Below are 16,381 nucleotides of genomic sequence, written 5' to 3'. Positions count from 1 at the left end.
CCCGCGGCCGGGCGGCCGAGGGCGCCAAGCCGGCCACCACGCGGGCGCGCGCCAAGGCGGTGGCCGCCCAGGCGCGAGGGGGCCGCGCCGCCCGCTTCAGGTCGGAGCCCGGCTCCACCTCGCTGCCCGCGGGCAACGCCGCCCTCCTGCTGCTGGCCGTGCTGGCCGTGCCGTGCGTGGTGGCGTCGGTGATGTGGCCGATCGCCTCCATCGGCATCACGGCGGTGTTCGTGGTGCTGACGCGGACCATCTGGATGAGCCACTGGGTGGTCCGCAACCGCACGTCACGGCGCTGGCGGGTGGCGCTGCGGGTGCTGGTGTTCCCGTTCGCGGCCACCGGCTCGGCGGTGACCGCGGCGCTCTGGCCGGGCGTGCCCGTCGTGGTGGCGGCCGGCGGAGCGCTCTGGCTCACCGGCGGCGGTCAGATCGGCTCCGACTGGTGGCAGCAGCCCGCGCCGGTCACCGCCGCGGGCGTGGTGTTCGGCATGCTGTGCGGCGGCATCACCGGCCGCGAGATCGAGCGGATCGGCGCCCGGCTGCCGGAGCTGCGCCGCGAGGGGCTGCGCGCACTGGCCGTGCTGGGCGGGTTCGTCGCCCTGTGCGCGGCGGCCGTGCGCGCGATCGCTCTGCTGCTCTAGATCCTGAGTGCTCCAGGACCTGAGTGCTCCAGAACCTGGCTGCTCCGAGAACAGTCGGTGAGGCCGGCCCCGGAGCGTTCGGGGAAGGGGGCCGGGGCCGTCAGCCCTGGCCGCCGTCGCGGCGGGAGAAGCGGTTGAAGATGCGTTCGCCCGCGTTGACCGCGCCCTCCGCCACGTCGCGCAGCACGCCGATGAACGGGTCCTGCGACTGCGACCAGGAGGCGCGGTAGGACTCGGCCGCGGCCTTGACCTCGTCGGTGACCCGGGCGTTGGCGTCGTCCTCGCGGCGGGGGTAGTCGCCGGCGACGATGCGGTCGTACTCGCCGCTGCGCTGCCACTTGTCCAGCTCGGCCACGCGCACCACGGCGAACGGGTGGGTGGTGCCGAGCAGGTTGAGCACCTTGAGGAAGCCGTCGCGGAGGTCGCCCGCGGTGTCGTACTCGTTGTACTGCTCCAGGAAGGCCTCGATGTTCATCTCGTGCGTGTAGGCGCCGCCGGCCAGCTTCATCAGCGCCCGCTTGCCCGCCTCCGGGTCCTGGCCGACGAGCAGGCCGCCGCGGTCGCAGGAGAGCTCCGACTTGCGGTACCACTCCTCCAGGCCGGCCACGATGGCGCGCAGCCCGATGTAGCCGAGGGGGATCCAGGCGACGCGGGTGGCCAGGCGGGTGAGGATGTCGAGCATCGTCCGGTAGACCGCGTGTCCGGACAGGATGTGCGCGGTCTCGTGGCCGATGACGAAACGCTGCTCCTCCTCGTTCATGAGGTTGAGCAGTCCGGTGGTCACCACGATGAACGGGTCGTCGAAGCCGATGGCCTTGGCCTGGACCTGGGGGTCCTGCTGGACGTAGATCTCGGGGATCCGGTGCAGGTCGAGGGTGTAGGCGGCGTCGCGCCCCATGTCGTACAGGGAGCGGAACTGGGTCTCGCTCACCCGTACGGCCGATGCGAGGTACATCAGGCGCAGCCGCCGCTCACTGATGAGACCGGACATCTGCTTGAGAACCGTGTCGAACCCGCTCAACTTACGCAGAGCGACCAGGGCGGACCGGTCTGCGGGGTGTTCGTAGGCACGGGACGAGATGCCGGGCAGTTGGACGCGGTTGCGGTCCGGGGTGGTCGTCATGCCCGGCATGCTACGTCGGCATCGTGGGCGATGCGCGGGTCTCGCCGAGGGGGGTCCCCTCATCTTCTGGTAGGGGTTCCGCGTAAGGTCCCACACATGATGCTTGCGCCTGATGTTCAGGGGAAGCGACGCGTGGGAGTGATGGGTGGGACCTTCGACCCCATCCATCACGGTCACCTGGTCGCCGCCAGTGAGGTGGCGCACCACTTCGAGCTCGACGAGGTCGTGTTCGTGCCGACGGGCCGGCCGTACCAGAAGTCGGAGCGAGAGGTGTCGGCGCCCGAGGACCGCTACCTGATGACGGTGATCGCGACCGCGTCCAACCCCAGGTTCTCGGTCAGCCGGGTGGACATCGACCGGCCCGGGCCGACGTTCACCATCGACACGCTGCGCGACGTGTCGCGGGCGTACGGGCCGGACGCCGAGCTGTTCTTCATCACCGGCGCCGACGCCCTGGGCGCCATCCTCACCTGGCAGGACGCGAGCGAGCTGTTCGGCCTCGCGCACTTCGTCGGCTGTACCCGGCCGGGCCACACGCTGCACGACCCCGGCCTGCCCGAGGGCAAGGTCACCCTGCTGGAGATCCCCGCCCTGGCCATCTCCTCCTCCGAGTGCCGGCAGCGCGTGGCCAACGGCGAGCCGATCTGGTACCTCGTCCCCGACGGCATCGTGCAGTACATCAACAAGCGCGGCCTCTACCGCCAGGACTGACCGGCGCGCCCCTCGTTACGCTGACGGCTTCCGCGGCGGGAGTGAGGGGTCCGGGCGGAGAAGGTAGGCTCAGCACAAGGCAGATTGCCTACACAGGAGGACAGACCCGCATCGTGACCGCATCTGACAGAGCCGTCCAGCTGGTCAGGATCGCCGCCGAGGCCGCGGCGGACAAGCTGGCCGACGACATCCTCGCCTACGACGTGAGCGAGCAGCTCGTCATCACCGACGCCTTCCTGCTCTGCTCCGCCACCAACGACCGCCAGGTCCGCGCCATCGTCGACGAGATCGAGGAGAGGCTGCGCACCGAGGCCGACGCCAAGCCCGTCCGCCGCGAAGGCGAGCGTGAGGGCCGCTGGGTGCTCCTCGACTACCTCGACATCGTCGTGCACGTGCAGCACGAGGAGGACCGCACCTTCTATGCCCTGGAGCGGCTGTGGAAGGACTGCCCCGCCATCACGCTGCCGGAGGCCGTGATGCAGGCCAACATCCAGCGAGCCAGGAGTTGAGCAAGCGGATCGTCTGCCTCCGGCACGGGCAGACACTGTGGAACGTCGAGCACCGCTTCCAGGGACACTCCGACATCCCCCTGGACGAGACCGGCCAGGCCCAGGCGGCCCGGGCGGCCTCGCTGCTGGCGTCCCTGCGCCCCAGCATGATCGTCTCCTCCGACCTGCGGCGCGCCAACGACACCGCGCTCGCGCTCGGCCGGCTCGTCGGCCTCGACGTGGCCGTGGACAAGGACTTCCGTGAACGGGGCGGCGGGCAGTGGGAGGGCCTCACCCGCGACGAGATCGCCGCCCGCTGGCCGGAGGAGTACATCGCCTGGGAGGCCCCCGACGGGGAGCCCGTCACGGAGGTGGCGGCGCGCGTGGCCGCGGCCATGCGCCGCTGGGCCGCCAAGCTCGACGACCACGGCCTGCTCGTGATCGCCTCGCACGGCGCCGCGCTGCGGCTCGGCATCTGCGAGCTGCTCGGCCTGCCCGAGGAGCTGTGGCCGGCGCTGGGCGGGCTGGGCAACTGCTCGTGGTCGGTGCTGCAGGAGGGCCGCAAGGGATGGCGGCTGCTGGAGCACAACGCGGGCACGCTGCCGGAGCCCATCAGCAGCGACGACCGGCCCGACGCCCAGACCTGAGCCCCTTCACGGCCCGCACCGCCGCTCACCGGTGGTGCGGGGCCGCGATTAGGCGAATCGTGCGGATGACTATATGCTTCCTGAGCGCCGTTCGCGAGAGCACTCGAAGCGGTGACCAGGGGCTATAGCGCAGTTGGTAGCGCGCCTCCATGGCATGGAGGAGGTCTGGGGTTCGAATCCCCATAGCTCCACAACCAGCCGATCCCGTCCGATCATCTTGATCGGGCGGGATGTTGCTTTCCCGGGCCTATTCGAACAGGGACGTATCTCCCGTGCCCCGGCGAAGAATCTCCGGCTCCTGCTGCGAGAAGTCGACGACAGTCGTCGGAGTGGCGCCGCATTCGCCGGAGTCGAGGACGGCGTCCACCAGGTGGTCGAGCCGCTCCTTGATTTCCCAGCCCTGCGTCAGAGGCTCGGTCTCGTCGGGCAGCAGCAGGGTGCTGGACACCAGCGGTTCGCCGAACTCGGCCAGCAGCGCCTGGGTGACGACGTGATCAGGGATGCGGACGCCGACGGTCTTCTTCCGGGGATGCAGCAGCCGCCGCGGCACTTCCTTGGTCGCGGGCAGGATGAAGGTGTAACCGCCGGGAGTCGCCGCCTTGACCTGGCGGAACAGCGCATTGCTGAGGTGAACGAACTGGCCGAATTGGGCGAAGTCGCGGCAGAGCAGGGTGAAGTGGTGGTCGCTGCCAAGGCCGCGGATCTCCCTGATCCGGTCGATGCCCTCCTTGTTGCCCGGCTGGCATCCGAGGGCGTAGCACGAGTCGGTGGGGTAGGCGATAAGCCCGTCCGCCCGCAGGATCTCGGCGATCTGGCTGATCAGGCGAGGCTGGGGATTGTCCGGATGAAGATCGAAGTATCTGGCCACGCCTCGGATCTTAGGAGCCGGCACACCATGGCATGACAGGCGGGCCCAGGGCGGAACGGTCTCGCCGGCAGGCGCCGTCTCCCTGAATCCGCACTGACAACCGTTTGAGCAGCGGCTCGAGATGCTCTCAACCTGGAACTGTCCGTCGGGATGACGCCAGCCACTGGTGAAGGTACGATCGTTCGTAATTAATTGACGCGTCGGTAGAGAGGACATCATGACCGCCGATCAGCGGCTGGCCCGTGGGGCGCGCGCCAGGAGGACAATCACGCGTCATGCCGTGGATGTGGCCTCCGTCGAGGGTCTGAGCGGTCTGTCCTTCGGCCGCCTTGCCGCTGATCTGAGCCTGAGCAAGGGCGGCGTGGCGACGCTGTTTCCGACCAAGGAGCAACTTCAGATCGCCACGGCGAAGACCGCAGGAGAGGTCTTCCTGGAGGCGGTCGTCGAGCCGGCTACTGCGGCGCCGCCGGGTGCCGCCCGGCTACGGGCCCTGGTCGAACGGTGGATCACCTACGTCGAAGCGCCGCTCTTTCCCGGCGGCTGCTTCTGGGCGGCCAACATCCCGGACTTCGACAGCCGCCCCGGGCCGGTCCGCGACACCCTGGCGCGTCAGCGGCAGGCTTGGCTGACCCTGCTCGCAGAACAACTGTCTCGCGCCATCGCCGAGGGGGAGATCACCGAGGTCGACACCGAACTCACAGCGTTCCAGATCGACGCGGTGCTGCACGCCGCCAACATCGCGATGCGTCTCGGCGAATCGGGCGCCGCGCACAAGGTCCGCCGGGTGATCGATGAGCTTCTGTCCTGAGGTGGCGAACGCAAGCCGATCAGCGTTCGGCTCATCCCTTCTCTGGTCGGCCACCAGGCTCGGACGCGACGCCCAAAGCACCGATGCCCCACGGAGTCCGCCAGCGCACCATGGCCGGGCTCTGGCGCCGGTGCGTGGCGGATCTCTGGGGCGGGTCGGACGGGGTGCGGTGATGATCCACAAACCGACGGGAGCCCTGAACGGGCAGGTGTCAGGATGTTGTGCCAGTGGTCGTGCTTGCGTAGTGTGCGGCGATCTCGTCGCTCGTCGTCAGCCACACGCCTTCGTGGCCGGCGATGTACGCGAGCGCCTGGTCGAGGTACTTGGCCCGGAACGCCTGGCCGATGACGAACGGGTGCAGCGCCAGTGCCATCACCCGCCCGCTCTCGGCCGACTCGGCGTAGAGCTGGTCGAACTGGTCGGTAACCATCTGCACGAAGTCGCCGCCGCTCTTGCCCTGCATGGTGAAGATGCCCAGGTCGTTGAGTTCCAGCGAGTACGGCACGCTCAGCATCCCGGGGACGTTCAGCCGGTACGGCTGGTCGTCGTTGGTCCAGTCCAGCACGTAGTCCAGCCCGAGCTCGGCCAGCAGGGACGGCGTCTGGAACGTCTCGGTGAGCGCGGGCCCGAGCCAGCCGCGCGGTCGCTGCCCGGTGGCTTTGGCGATGGTCTCGACCACCTCGGTCAGGTAGGCGCGCTCGTCGCCGACGCCTGCCTGCAGGGTGGAGTTGTTCTTGCCGTGGGCCAACCACGCCCAGTCTCGGGCGTTGCCGGCCTCGATGATCTGCGGGTATTGCTCGCACACGTCGGCGTTGAGCAGCACGCTCGCCCGGATCCCGTGCCGGTCGAGGACGTCCGTCACGCGCCAAATGCCCACTCGGGGCCCGTAGTCGCGCCAGCCGTAGTTGAGCGGGTCCGGCACGAGAGTCGCGGTGGCCTCGTTGATGCTGGTGGAGGGGTGGTCAATCGTGAAGTGCTCGACGTTGAGGCCCACGTAGAAGGCGACGCGGGCGCCTCCCGGCCAGCTGATCGGTTCGCGCCCGACGATCGGGCTGTAGTCGAACAGGGTGTTCTCCATGGCGTTTCCTCTCGGATCACTGCACCGGCCCCGGCAAGGGGGCTTTCCGTTGCCCACGATAGGAATCCGGACCGAGCGCCAGGAGGGCTGAAAACGTCATCGGGTGGGCCGAAGGCGCCATACTTCGTGTTGCGTTATGTCACGTTCCTCCTGATTTGCCGGGCTGGGGAGGCCCCTCTTTCTTCCGGAGTACGCCGTTCATGACGAGCAATGTGATGCGCGACGGCGCGGTGGCCGGCAACGTCAAGAACACCGTCTCGCCCCACCTGACCCGCCTGCTGATCCGCGCGGGTCTTGCGGCGGGCCTGGATCAGCGACGACTGGCCGGTATTCCCGGTCTCACCGTGCTCGATGAGCCCGGGATTCGCATCCCCACCGCGACCTGCCTGCGGATTTGGGAAGTGATCTCCGGCACGACATGGCAAGCGGGTGGTAGCAAGCGCGTCATGGAGCTGTGGCGGCCAGGCGCGCTGGGCGTGTGGGACTATCTGTTCTCCGTCTCCGGCACCCTCGGCGACGCGCTGGCCGCCTGCAGCCGCCACTTCACGGCCATCGCCGACCCCGCCGACCGGCTCCTTCTCACTCCTGGCGACGACGGCGTGACGGTCACCTATCGAGGCCCTTATCGCGATCACGAGCAGTATCCGCTGATCGCGGAGCTGGTGCCGCACATGCTGCTCCAAGTGGCAAGCTCGGGTGCCGGGCGCCGGCTGACCCCCCTGCGCGTCCGGCTGCCAAACCCCGCACCCACCCTCTCCCGGCGCCATGTGGAGCTTTACCACACCGCGAAGATCGAGTACGAGGCCGGCGACCCATCGATCACTTTCGCCGAAGCGGACGTACGCGCGCCGCTGCTGCGCGCCGATCCCGCGCTCGCGGCCATTTTGGACGAGCATGCGCGGCTGTCCACGGCGGCCGCCCGGCCTGTGCTGAGCTGGCTCGACCGCTTCCACGCCGCCCTCGAGACCGCGGTCGCCGACGGCCCGCCGAGCGTCGAGCTCGTGGCCCACCGCCTGGCCATGAGTCCCCGCACCCTCCAGCGCCGGCTGCGCGAAGAGGGCACCACCTGGCGGGAGGAACTGGAGCGGCTCCGGCAGAGCCGGGTGGACCGTCTGCTGCGGGAGAGCTCGCTCAGCGTCGAATCCATCGCTGCGCGGGTCGGCTTCACCGACCCCCGCGCCCTGCGGCGTGCCATCCACCGCTGGTACGGCCACGGCCCGGCCGCCATCCGCGCGAGCGGCCCCACCTAGGATCATCCGCCAGAAATCGCGGCAGAGCCGTCCAGGGCGGGAGCCGTTCAGTCGGTGTCCGGTTCGGCGCGTTTCAGGAGCCGGCGATGCCCCGCCTGTGGCCGATCTTGGCGACGATGTCAGGGCGATGCAGTGAGTTAGGACGTTCGCCTGCCGACTTGCATCATATATACGAACGATCGTATGTTTTACCCATGTCGACCTTTCACGCAGAAGAGGCGGACCCCTTCTGCCTGCCGGTGCAGAGCGCGACGTGGCTGGCCGGTGCGCCTTGGCGTCGGTTCGCCTCAATGGGCGACAGCCTGGCGGCGGGGACTCACGACCCGAGCCCTGGTTATGCCGACATGGGCTGGTGCGACCGGCTCGCCGGCCTCCTCCGCCGCGTGCACCCCGACCTGGCGTACCTGAACACCGCCACCATCGGTTCGACCACGGCCGGCACGCTGGACCGGCAGCTGGGCGCGATCTTGGAGTTCCGCCCGGACCTGCTGCACATCTCCTGCGGCGCTAACGACCTGTGGCGAACCGCACCCGACATCACCGCGATCGAGCGGACCATGCGGCAGTTGTTCGAACGCGCCGCCACCACCGGCGCACTGCTGACGACCTTCACCCTGGGCAGGGCCTTCATCGTGCCCGGGTTCCAGGACTGGCACGAGCGGGTCCGCGCCCTGAACGACATCGTCCGCGCCCTGGCCGCCGAACATCGCGTGGTGCTGGCCGACATGTGGGACCACCCCGTCAACGAACGCCCGGACCTGCTGAGCGCCGACCGCATCCACTTCTCCGCCGCCGGTCAGGCCGTGATGACCGCCGAACTGGTCAAGGCCCTGGCGCTGCGCATCGGCGAGGAGGCCGGCGCGTGAGCACGCTCCTCGGTGCCCGGCCTCTGCGCCCGGGGAAGCAGCGCGGGTGGCCAGGTCGATCACGTCGACGCTTCGCGCGTCACCGGTGGTCAGGAACCTGTCGTCGCGGCTGAAAGCCAACGCCACCGCGTGGATCCCGGTCAGCGTCGTCACCTGACGCGGCATGGCGACCTCGGCGATGAGCAGACTGCCCTAGCCGTAGTGGTCGTTCGGGGCAACGGCGGACAACGCGAGCAGCCGGCTGTCGGGGCTGAGGGCCGCCGGCGGATCCCTTGCCTCTGCACCGAGCATCCACATGAAAGGCATCGGCCGGGTCGCCGCCGTGGGCGTGTGGGTCGGGGAGCGGGCGTGCAGGAAGCGGATGGTCTGGCCGTCGACCTCGGTGGTGAACTGCGGGTGCTCATGGAGTGCCGCCTCCTGCCCGCGCCAGTCGTACGCCGTCCGCAAATACGCAGCCGTTTCCTTCGCGTACGAGCGGCAGATGCCCTCCCGAAGGCACGCTCACGCGCGCGTCTCGTGGAAGGCTCTGCGGTATTCGGTTGGGGTAACGCCGACGGCACGGGTGAAGTGGTGCCGGAGATTGCCTGCCGAGCCCAACCCGCACTCCTCGCCGACGCGGTCCACGGGCAGGTCGGTGGACTCCAGGAGTTGCCTGGCCCTGGACAGCCGCTGGGTGTGCAGCCAGCGCAGGGGCGTGGTGCCGGTGGCGTCGTGGAAGCGCCGGGCCAGGGTTCGGGGGCTCAGTCCGGCCTGCCTGGCCAGTTCGGCGACGGTGAGCGGGCGGTGCAGGCGCTGGGCCGCCCACTGCAGCAGGGGCGCGAGGCCGTCGTCGTCGGCGCGGGGCATCGGGGCGTCGATGTACTGAGCCTGGCCGCCTGGCCGGTGCGCCTGGACGACGAGGCGGCGGGCCACCTGGTTGGCGATCTCCGAGCCGAGATCCTTGCGGATGATGTGCAGGCACAGGTCGAGGCCGGCGCTCCGCCCCGCGCTGGTCAGGATGTCGCCGTCGTCCACGTACAGGACGGATGGGTCTACGTGGACGCGCGGGTGGCGGGCGCGCAGTAGGTCGGTGCGCATCCAGTGGGTGGTGGCGGTACGGCCGTCGAGCAGTCCCGCCGCGGCCAGCGCGAACGCTCCCGTGCAGAGCGAGACCATGCGCGCGCCGCGCCCGTGCGCGGCCCTGAGCGCGTCCAGCAGGTCCGGGTCCAGCCTGGCGTCGCCGTCCACGTGGTCGCCCGGGAGCGCGGGGACGACGACGGTGTCGGCGCTCACCAGCGCATCGAGCCCGTACGGCGGCGTCAGCGCGAACCCGTGGCGAGTGCGGACCGGGCCGGCGGCGGCCAGGCGCAGCTCGTACCAGGGGTCGGCGAGGTCGGGCCGCTCCAGGCCGAACGTCTCACAGACGATGGACAGCTCGAACATGGGCATGCCGTCGATCACGGCAAGCGCGACCACTCCGGGGTGCTTCACGTGCTCCAGCTTAGCGGCAGTATCTTGACGAAGATGGGCAGTCCTGCCACTCGTGTGGGGAAAACAGCTTCGCCAAGGTGAGGTGCGTGAATGACATCACCATCAAGGCCGGGGTCATCGGTCTCTGTCTGGCCGCGTCGGCCACGCCGTCCCCGCTCTACAAGCTCTACGCCTCCGCCTGGGCGATCCCCACGCCCACGCTGACGCTGATCTATGCCACGTACTGCCTCGGAGTGCTCGCGGCGCTGCTGCTGTTCGGGCGGATCTCCGACTCGTGGGGGCGGCGTCCGGCCATTCTGGCCGGGCTGGCCGGGCTACTCGTCTCGCTGGCGATGTTCCTGGCGGCCTCTGGGGTGGGCTGGCTGTTCGTCGCGCGCGGCCTGCAGGGCGTGGCCACGGGCGTCGCGATCAGCGCCGCCGGCGCGGCCCTGCTCGACCTGCGTCCCGCCGCCGCGGGTCTGCTCAACACGCTGGCCAGCGGGCTCGGGATGGGGGTCGGCGGGCTGCTCGGCGCGGTCCTGGTCGAGTACGCGCCCGCCCCGCTGCTGACGCCCTTCGCCGTGCTCGCGGTGGTGGACCTCCTCCTGCTCGCCGGGGTCTGGCGGCGGCCGGAGACGGCGGGCGCGCGGGCCGGGTTCAGGATGGCGGCGCCCGGGGTGCCGAGGGAGATCCTGGGGTCGTTCGTGCTGTCGGGGCTCGGGGTGACGTCGTCCTGGTCGATCGTCGGGCTTTACCTGGCCCTGGTGCCCGCGCTGGCGCCCGCCCTCATGGGCTCGGCAGGGAACCTTCCCGGTGGGCTGGCCATCTTCGTCATGGGCACGGCCGCCGCCCTGGCCCCCGTCCTCGCCCGCCACCTCCCCACCTCCGCCGCACGGGGCCTGCCGATCTCCACCCAGCTCTCGTCCGGCATGCTCATCCTCGCCGCCGGCGTCGCCCTGCTGGCCCTGTCGATCTCGGCCGGCAGCGCCGCCGGGTTCATCGTGTCCAGTGTGGTGATCGGCCTCGGCGGCGGCCTCGGGCTCGGCGGGTCCCTGGGACTGCTGGGCGCGGCGGCGCCGCGCGACCATCGCGCCCGCGTCATGTCCGCGTTCTACGTCGTCGCGTACGCCGCCATCTCCCTGCCCGCGATCGTCGCCGGATTCGTGGTGCGCGCCCTGGGCCCGGTGGTCACGTTCCGCGTCTTCGGCGCAGGCATCATCGCCGTCTCCCTGGCCACCTTCCTCCTCGCCCGCGCCCGGACGCGGCGCGCGGCAGAAGAAAAGGTGTGACCGCCCCGAGCGGGCCGCGCCCCACGCCGTCCTCGCCTCACAGGGTGCATGATGGCCCTGCCGGTGATGACGGTGGAGCAGCGTGCCAGGGTGCCGGTGAAGGTGGCCGAGGCGTGTACGGCGCGGCGGAGGTGGCGGCGGCTGTTCACATGTGGGGCTGTGAGGGAGAATCTTGCCATGATCGGTCACATCGGGATCAACGTTCCTGATCTGCGGACGGCCAAGACCTACTACGACAGCCTTATGCCGTTGCTGGGCTTCACGGAGTTCTTCACGGCCGAGGATGAGTTCGCCTACCGGCCGGCCAACGGGAAACCAGGCACCTACCTGTTCATCTACCCCGCGAACGAGGTGAGTGACTACTCCCGGCACCGTACCGGGCTACAGCACGTCGCCTTCATGGTGAGAAGCCGTTCGGTGGTCAAAGAGGTGCATGAACTGGTCACTGAGCTTGGGGCGACCGTGCTGCACGAGCCGCGCGTATTTCCGGAGTACCCGCAGCCCTACTATGCGACCTTCTGGCTCGACCCGTTCGGCATCATGCTGGAGGCCGTCTGTCACCACGATCGGGATTGATGTCGACGGAGGATGGGTCCGTCCGTCCTCAGTCGCGTAACGGCGCTCGCGAAATTCGCGCCTGAGCGCAGCTCTGCAAGCTTCACCAGCCGCTCGGCATAGCGAACATGCAATCGTCTCTCGCGGAACCGTTCGCGTGCCGGCCGCGAGGAACACCACTACTCCGCAGGTCAGCTGTACTTGTGAACATCCCACACGCACTGGGAGGGGTCTCAGGTCGTGCGCGAGCGGCTGGAGCCCATCGGCCGCTCCGGTTCGACCTGTCCGCGGGCCGAGGCCGCGTTCCTGTCGGATCACCGCACCTACGACCGTCACTACACCGCGACCCGTCTGCTCCGCCGCCACCTGCCCGGCGGTGCGGGCGATGCCGCCCAGCACGAGGCGTTCCTCCGCGACTGGATCGCGGGCGGCACCGCGCGCGAGGGCGTCCCCTCCGGCTCACTGGGCGCGGACGACCGGCCGGCCCTCGCTCGCCTGGACGAGGACGAACCCCTGGCCCTGGAAGGCGAGCTGCACCGCCTCGCCGCTGCCCCGGCCGATCAGGGCGCCCGCCTTGAACGTGCGGTTGACGCCCACGCGCAGCCCGGCGCTCCAGCACACGGCCGACTGGCTGTCGGCGAACGTCGGCAGCCGCGAGGCGTCGAGCACCACGGGGGCGCCGTGCGCGGTGACCGCCACCCAGCCCGTGCCCCTGATCGTCATGTTGAACAGACCGCCCGCGGCCACACCGGCGCCCTGCAGCCGCTGGATGTCCCAGGTGAGCGAGGCGTCGAGGGCGAGCAGGTTGCGGCCGTTGACGGTCAGGGCGTCGTCGTCCAGGTGGAACAGGTGGATGTCGTCGGCGTTGTCGGCGAGGAACAGCACGCCCTCGCCGGTGACGCGCATGAGCGGCGCGCCCTCACCGGTCACCACCCTCTTCAGCAGCTTGCCCACGCCGCCGGCGCCCTCGTAGGAGAAGTCCATCCGGCCCTGGAAGGCGACCATCGAGCCCTGACGCGCCAGCACCTCGGGCGGGAGCTCGACGCGGAGCATCTTGGAGTTGGCCAGGGCGAAGGTGCCGGGTCCCTGCTGGGAGCCGAGATTTCCTAACAGGGCGCTGCGCATGGGGCCTCTTTCGATGTTCGGCGGTTTGTACCGGTATGAGGGTGACGAACGGCGTGCCGCTCCAGTTCCATTCGCCTCTTTGCCCCTTCTTGGGCTGAAATCCGCATCCCCGGACGTCCCGCGTACCGGAGGAGAGGAAAAGAGGCGCGGCCCGCAGCGGCCCGCCAGGTGCTCCACTGAGGGGAACGACGAAACATGAAGAGATCTCTGCTCGCGGCGGCGCTCGCACTGGCCACGACCTTCGTGGGCGCGAACGCCGCGTCCGCGGCCTCCTCCACGGCCGCGCCGGAAGCGCCGTTCGGTCCAGGGTGTCCCGCCGCCGCCGACGCGAACGTGGCGGCCATCGCGGGCCAGCCGGTGGCGACCGCGGCCTCGCGGATCCCCGAGCTGTCCACGCTCGTGGGCGCGCTCAAGGAGGCGGGCCTGGCCGACAAGCTCAACACCGCGCAGGACATCACGGTCTTCGCCCCGACCAACGAGGCGTTCGCGGCCGTCCCGAAGGGCACCCTGGACAAGGTCCTGGCCAACCGCCAGGCGCTGACGAAGATCCTGACGTACCACGTGGCCGAGGGCAGGCAGGCGCCCGCCGACCTGGCCGACGCCCGGCTGACCACGCTGGAGGGCGGCAGTCTCACGGTGCGGGGCTCCGGCGACAGCTACACGGTGAACACGGCGAAGGTGGTCTGCGGCAACGTGCCGACGGGCAACGCCTCCGTCTACGTCATCGACAAGGTCCTCATGCCGGAGTAGTGGCGAAGGGGGCAGGGGCGCCTCACCCGCTCGAAGGTCTCGTGACCCGCGGGTGAGGCCGATGGCTTGAGGCGGTGTTTGCCGTCGCGGGCGCAGGTCATGCGGGGACGTGGTGGCGCAGCGCCAGCTCGTCCGGGTACGGCGACAGGAACGTCTGGTCGCGCACGTAGGCGGCTCCCTCGCCCTCCGCGTCGTGCCGGACCAGCGCGGCCGGGACGCTCAGCGGCACCAGGCCGGCCCGGTAGGCGCCGATGACGCCGGCCAGGTGGTCGCGGCGGGCCGGGTCGAGGCCGAGCATGCCCAGGCAGTGCTGGAGGGCGTTGACGTTGCGTCCGGGGCGGGCCCGCTCGGCGAGCGCCGCGTGGAACGCCCCGGTGTACGCGGAGGCGACCTCGGCGCGGGGACGCGTGCCGGCGCGGGCCACGACGGCGCCCGCGGCGCGGTGGCCCGCCGGGTCGTGGGCGAGCAGCTGCATCTTGTGGCGGGCGTGGAAGGCGACCAGGTCCCGCGTGCGCCAGTCGTCCTCCAGCAGCGCGCGCAGCCGCGCGTGCGCGAAGATCCGCTCCACGAACGCCTCCCGGAGCACGGCGTCGTGCAGCCGGCCCTCGTCCTCCACGGGCAGCAGCGGGTGCGCCTCGACGATGGCCGCGGCGAACACGCCCCGCCGGCGCCGGTCGACCGGCTGCCCCTCCGCGCCCGGGTAGAGCGGGATGCCGTGGATGCCGCAGGTGGGGCTCTTGGACTTGAACACGTAGCCGTCGACGTCGAGGGCGGCGGCGCGGGCCTCGGCCAGGGCCGCCATGCGGCCGGTCAGGTCGGCGCGGGTCCTGCGGGTCATCAGGCGCGGGCCGTCGGGCGAGCGCTCCAGGCGGAGCGTCTCGCGCGGGGTGCCGAGGCCCACCTCCATCTCGGGGCAGACCGGCACCCAGTCGACGTACGGGTCGAGCGGGCCGGCCAGGAAGCGGTCGCGGCTGTGGCCGCCGTTGAAGCGCACCAGCTCCCCGATCAGGCAGCTCGACACGGCCACCCGGGGCCGGACCGGGGCGGGGCCGGTCATGCCGCCTCCAGCAGGGCGGACAGCCGATGCAGGCCGCGGGCGGTCCGGGCCTTGACGGTGCCGAGCGGCACGCGCAGCCGTTCGGAGATCTCGCGCTGGCTCAGGTCGCCGTAGTAGGCGAGGGCGATGGCCTCCCGCTGCGCGGCCGGCAGCTCCGAGAGGGCCCTGCGGACCAGGTCGCGCCGGGCCAGCCCTTCGCTGTCGTCGCGGCCGTCGTCGCCGGCCGGCTCCCCGGCGGCCTCCAGCGGCACGGTGGCCTTGCGGGCGCGCAGATGGTCCACGCCGCGCTTGCGGGCGATGCCCAGCAGCCACGCCTCCAGGCTGCGCGCCGGGTCGTAGCGGTGCCCGGTCAACCAGGCCTCGATGAACACCACCTGCGTCACGTCGTCGATCTCGCCCGGCGGGACCAGGCGGCGCAGGTACGAGCGGACCAGGGGGGCGTGGGTGCGAAAGCAGTCGGCGAGCGGTTCCATGCGCTCCACCCTTCCATCAGATAATCTCTTCAAAACTTATTCAACGCGGCCTGCAGCCGTGCGGCAACCAAGGGCAGGGAGATCAGTGCGCCCGGGCGGCGACGAGGGTGACGGCCTCCTGGAGGGAGGCGGCGCGGGGAACGCGGGGCGGCAGCTCCGGCCCCCACCCGGGGCCTCCGACGACCACGGCCGCAGGCGGGCGCAGGGCCGGCAGGGCGGCCAGCGGGGCGGGATCGCCCGTGGCGGCCAGCTGCGACCAGACGAAGACGACGGCCGGCCCGAGGCGGCGCATCGCGTCGGCCAGCGCGGGATACGGGGTGCGGGCGCCGAGCACGCGCGTGTCCAGCAGGCGGTCGGTGGCGAGCGCGGCGGCCAGCGCGTGGACGGGCAGGCTGTGCTGCTCCTCCTCGGCGCAGGCCAGCAGAACCGGCCGGTCGTTCGCCGGACGGGCGGGGCGGGCGGCCAGGGGGTGCAGGGCGGCCAGGAGACGCTCGGAGAACAGGTGCTCGACGTCGATGCCGCCGCCGGTCTCGGCCTGCCTGCGGCAGATCGTGCCGAACGTGGGCACGACCAGGCGCTCCCAGGTGGCCACGACCCCGAGCCGGGCCAGGGAGGCGGCCAGGCCGGCGGTCACCGTCCGGCCGTCCAGCGCCAGGGCGGCCCTGGCCAGCATCGCGGCGGACGGCACGGGCGCCTCGTCCGAGGGCGGGCGTGCCGGCTCCTCCGCCTGGGACGCCGGGGACGAGTCCGGCCGCTCCACCCGGGACGTCGCGGGAGGGGCGGGGAGGCGGAGCGCCCGGCGGGCGGCGTCGGCCGGGGGGCCGCCGGCGTGGACGAGCCGGGTCATCTCCTCAAGACGGGCCAGGGCGGCCGCGCCGTACCGGCGGTGGCCCCCGGGGCTGCGGCGGCTCGGGCCGATGCCGTAGCGCAGGTTCCACGTGCGCAGGGTGGGCGCGGGCACGCCGAGCCGCCGTGACACGGCGCCGATGCCGTATCCCGGCTCCTCGGCGGCGGGAGCCGAGCCCGTCTCCTCCATGCAGGTGTCCCCGTTCGCGGTCCGATCCGTGACGCTCTGGCTCATTCTTTCGGACCGCGCGCCCCGCGGGTTGCAACCGGCGCCCGGCCGGTCGCCGAGGGCCGTGGCGCGGACACCGTCATCGTCCTCCTCCACCGCGACCTGCGGGTCGGCGAGCACGCGGGCCGCGT

General features: G+C 71.1%; 18 protein-coding genes, 1 tRNA gene and 1 pseudogene. 11 read left to right on the top strand and 9 right to left on the bottom strand.

Features of this window, described 5'->3' with window-relative positions; translation table 11 throughout:
• Window positions 1-638, top strand: a pseudogene (locus MTP10_RS23465) (serine/threonine protein kinase); the annotation flags it as partial.
• 100 nt (window positions 639-738) lie between these two features.
• Here MTP10_RS23465 and MTP10_RS23460 read toward each other — a convergent pair.
• Entirely contained in the window at window positions 739-1,770 is a 1,032-nt protein-coding gene (locus MTP10_RS23460; RefSeq protein ID WP_397207937.1) for a M48 family metallopeptidase, read from the bottom strand.
• An 87-nt stretch (window positions 1,771-1,857) separates the two neighbouring features.
• Between MTP10_RS23460 and nadD the strand changes: the two genes are divergently transcribed.
• The 4 genes from nadD to MTP10_RS23440 all read left to right on the top strand — a co-directional run bounded on the left by nadD (window position 1,858) and on the right by MTP10_RS23440 (window position 3,798).
• On the top strand, window positions 1,858-2,472 hold the full coding sequence (gene nadD, locus MTP10_RS23455) for a nicotinate-nucleotide adenylyltransferase (protein ID WP_310711741.1): 615 nt from the start codon (window positions 1,858-1,860) through the stop codon (window positions 2,470-2,472).
• 113 nt (window positions 2,473-2,585) lie between these two features.
• Window positions 2,586-2,981, top strand: a complete 396-nt coding sequence (rsfS, locus tag MTP10_RS23450; protein WP_310711740.1) for a ribosome silencing factor — start codon at window positions 2,586-2,588, stop codon at window positions 2,979-2,981.
• Complete coding sequence (locus MTP10_RS23445; protein WP_310711738.1) at window positions 2,978-3,607, top strand: histidine phosphatase family protein; 630 nt, start codon at window positions 2,978-2,980, stop codon at window positions 3,605-3,607. The genes rsfS and MTP10_RS23445 overlap by 4 nt, the downstream gene beginning before the upstream one ends.
• Before the next feature lie 118 nt (window positions 3,608-3,725).
• Window positions 3,726-3,798, top strand: a tRNA-Ala gene (locus MTP10_RS23440).
• 56 nt (window positions 3,799-3,854) lie between these two features.
• On the opposite strand, the gene MTP10_RS23435 is transcribed toward MTP10_RS23440, so the two are convergent.
• Window positions 3,855-4,475, bottom strand: coding sequence for an L-threonylcarbamoyladenylate synthase (locus tag MTP10_RS23435; RefSeq protein WP_310711737.1), 621 nt, complete (start codon window positions 4,473-4,475; stop codon window positions 3,855-3,857).
• A 217-nt stretch (window positions 4,476-4,692) separates the two neighbouring features.
• Here MTP10_RS23435 and MTP10_RS23430 point away from each other — a divergent pair, with 217 nt between their 5' ends.
• Entirely contained in the window at window positions 4,693-5,283 is a 591-nt protein-coding gene (locus tag MTP10_RS23430) for a TetR/AcrR family transcriptional regulator (protein ID WP_310711735.1), read from the top strand.
• Window positions 5,284-5,494: 211 nt separating this feature from the next.
• Here the strand turns inward: MTP10_RS23430 and MTP10_RS23425 are convergent, their stop codons facing one another.
• On the bottom strand, window positions 5,495-6,361 hold the full coding sequence (locus MTP10_RS23425; RefSeq protein ID WP_310711734.1) for a polysaccharide deacetylase family protein: 867 nt from the start codon (window positions 6,359-6,361) through the stop codon (window positions 5,495-5,497).
• 200 nt (window positions 6,362-6,561) lie between these two features.
• On the opposite strand from MTP10_RS23425, the gene MTP10_RS23420 reads away from it, so the two are divergent.
• Entirely contained in the window at window positions 6,562-7,611 is a 1,050-nt protein-coding gene (locus MTP10_RS23420; protein ID WP_310711733.1) for a helix-turn-helix domain-containing protein, read from the top strand.
• A gap of 194 nt (window positions 7,612-7,805) precedes the next feature.
• Window positions 7,806-8,477: an SGNH/GDSL hydrolase family protein gene (locus tag MTP10_RS23415; protein ID WP_310711732.1), complete on the top strand. Its 672-nt coding sequence runs from the start codon at window positions 7,806-7,808 to the stop codon at window positions 8,475-8,477.
• A gap of 192 nt (window positions 8,478-8,669) precedes the next feature.
• On the opposite strand, the gene MTP10_RS42020 is transcribed toward MTP10_RS23415, so the two are convergent.
• Together MTP10_RS42020 and MTP10_RS23405 are read right to left on the bottom strand one after the other, a co-directional pair.
• Window positions 8,670-8,924: an epoxide hydrolase N-terminal domain-containing protein gene (locus MTP10_RS42020; RefSeq protein WP_397334494.1), complete on the bottom strand. Its 255-nt coding sequence runs from the start codon at window positions 8,922-8,924 to the stop codon at window positions 8,670-8,672.
• Between the two features lie 54 nt (window positions 8,925-8,978).
• Window positions 8,979-9,947: a helix-turn-helix domain-containing protein gene (locus tag MTP10_RS23405; RefSeq protein ID WP_310711731.1), complete on the bottom strand. Its 969-nt coding sequence runs from the start codon at window positions 9,945-9,947 to the stop codon at window positions 8,979-8,981.
• Between the two features lie 86 nt (window positions 9,948-10,033).
• Here MTP10_RS23405 and MTP10_RS23400 point away from each other — a divergent pair, with 86 nt between their 5' ends.
• Window positions 10,034-11,215 carry an MFS transporter gene (locus MTP10_RS23400; protein WP_310711730.1) on the top strand — a complete coding sequence of 394 codons (1,182 nt, stop codon included), beginning with the start codon at window positions 10,034-10,036 and terminating at the stop codon, window positions 11,213-11,215.
• Window positions 11,216-11,263: 48 nt separating this feature from the next.
• Window positions 11,264-11,791, top strand: coding sequence for a VOC family protein (locus tag MTP10_RS23395; RefSeq protein WP_310711729.1), 528 nt, complete (start codon window positions 11,264-11,266; stop codon window positions 11,789-11,791).
• Between the two features lie 438 nt (window positions 11,792-12,229).
• On the opposite strand, the gene MTP10_RS23390 is transcribed toward MTP10_RS23395, so the two are convergent.
• A complete protein-coding gene (locus tag MTP10_RS23390; protein ID WP_310711728.1) occupies window positions 12,230-12,895 on the bottom strand; it encodes an AIM24 family protein in 666 nt (221 codons plus the stop codon).
• Between the two features lie 195 nt (window positions 12,896-13,090).
• Here MTP10_RS23390 and MTP10_RS23385 point away from each other — a divergent pair, with 195 nt between their 5' ends.
• On the top strand, window positions 13,091-13,645 hold the full coding sequence (locus MTP10_RS23385) for a fasciclin domain-containing protein (RefSeq protein ID WP_310711727.1): 555 nt from the start codon (window positions 13,091-13,093) through the stop codon (window positions 13,643-13,645).
• 97 nt (window positions 13,646-13,742) lie between these two features.
• Here the strand turns inward: MTP10_RS23385 and MTP10_RS23380 are convergent, their stop codons facing one another.
• The 3 genes from MTP10_RS23380 to MTP10_RS23370 form a co-directional block, all read right to left on the bottom strand.
• Window positions 13,743-14,702: a DUF523 and DUF1722 domain-containing protein gene (locus MTP10_RS23380; protein WP_310711726.1), complete on the bottom strand. Its 960-nt coding sequence runs from the start codon at window positions 14,700-14,702 to the stop codon at window positions 13,743-13,745.
• Window positions 14,699-15,175 carry a sigma-70 family RNA polymerase sigma factor gene (locus MTP10_RS23375; RefSeq protein ID WP_310711725.1) on the bottom strand — a complete coding sequence of 159 codons (477 nt, stop codon included), beginning with the start codon at window positions 15,173-15,175 and terminating at the stop codon, window positions 14,699-14,701. Before MTP10_RS23375 ends, MTP10_RS23380 begins: the two co-directional genes overlap by 4 nt.
• A gap of 82 nt (window positions 15,176-15,257) precedes the next feature.
• Complete coding sequence (locus MTP10_RS23370; RefSeq protein WP_310711724.1) at window positions 15,258-16,370, bottom strand: MerR family transcriptional regulator; 1,113 nt, start codon at window positions 16,368-16,370, stop codon at window positions 15,258-15,260.
• Window positions 16,371-16,381 lie beyond the last annotated feature (11 nt).

Origin of the sequence: Nonomuraea sp. 3-1Str (genome assembly GCF_031570565.1) — a bacterium.
In the GTDB taxonomy this organism is placed as follows: Bacteria; Actinomycetota; Actinomycetes; order Streptosporangiales; family Streptosporangiaceae; genus Nonomuraea.
The sequence above is the reverse complement of the archived record's forward strand: the minus strand, read 5'-3'. Positions and strand labels throughout refer to the sequence as shown.

What these genes read in the sequence shown, in the direction of transcription:
- MTP10_RS23430 (WP_310711735.1), top strand. Translation starts at nt 4,693, where the DNA reads ATGACCGCCGATCAGCGGCTGGCCCGTGGGGCGCGCGCCAGGAGGACA.
- MTP10_RS23385 (WP_310711727.1), top strand. Translation starts at nt 13,091, where the DNA reads ATGAAGAGATCTCTGCTCGCGGCGGCGCTCGCACTGGCCACGACCTTC.
- MTP10_RS23415 (WP_310711732.1), top strand. Translation starts at nt 7,806, where the DNA reads ATGTCGACCTTTCACGCAGAAGAGGCGGACCCCTTCTGCCTGCCGGTG.
- MTP10_RS23460 (WP_397207937.1), bottom strand. Translation starts at nt 1,770, where the DNA reads ATGCCGGGCATGACGACCACCCCGGACCGCAACCGCGTCCAACTGCCC.
- nadD (WP_310711741.1), top strand. Translation starts at nt 1,858, where the DNA reads ATGATGCTTGCGCCTGATGTTCAGGGGAAGCGACGCGTGGGAGTGATG.
- MTP10_RS23375 (WP_310711725.1), bottom strand. Translation starts at nt 15,175, where the DNA reads ATGGAACCGCTCGCCGACTGCTTTCGCACCCACGCCCCCCTGGTCCGC.
- MTP10_RS23395 (WP_310711729.1), top strand. Translation starts at nt 11,264, where the DNA reads ATGATGGCCCTGCCGGTGATGACGGTGGAGCAGCGTGCCAGGGTGCCG.
- MTP10_RS23390 (WP_310711728.1), bottom strand. Translation starts at nt 12,895, where the DNA reads ATGCGCAGCGCCCTGTTAGGAAATCTCGGCTCCCAGCAGGGACCCGGC.
- MTP10_RS23420 (WP_310711733.1), top strand. Translation starts at nt 6,562, where the DNA reads ATGACGAGCAATGTGATGCGCGACGGCGCGGTGGCCGGCAACGTCAAG.
- MTP10_RS23425 (WP_310711734.1), bottom strand. Translation starts at nt 6,361, where the DNA reads ATGGAGAACACCCTGTTCGACTACAGCCCGATCGTCGGGCGCGAACCG.
- MTP10_RS23380 (WP_310711726.1), bottom strand. Translation starts at nt 14,702, where the DNA reads ATGACCGGCCCCGCCCCGGTCCGGCCCCGGGTGGCCGTGTCGAGCTGC.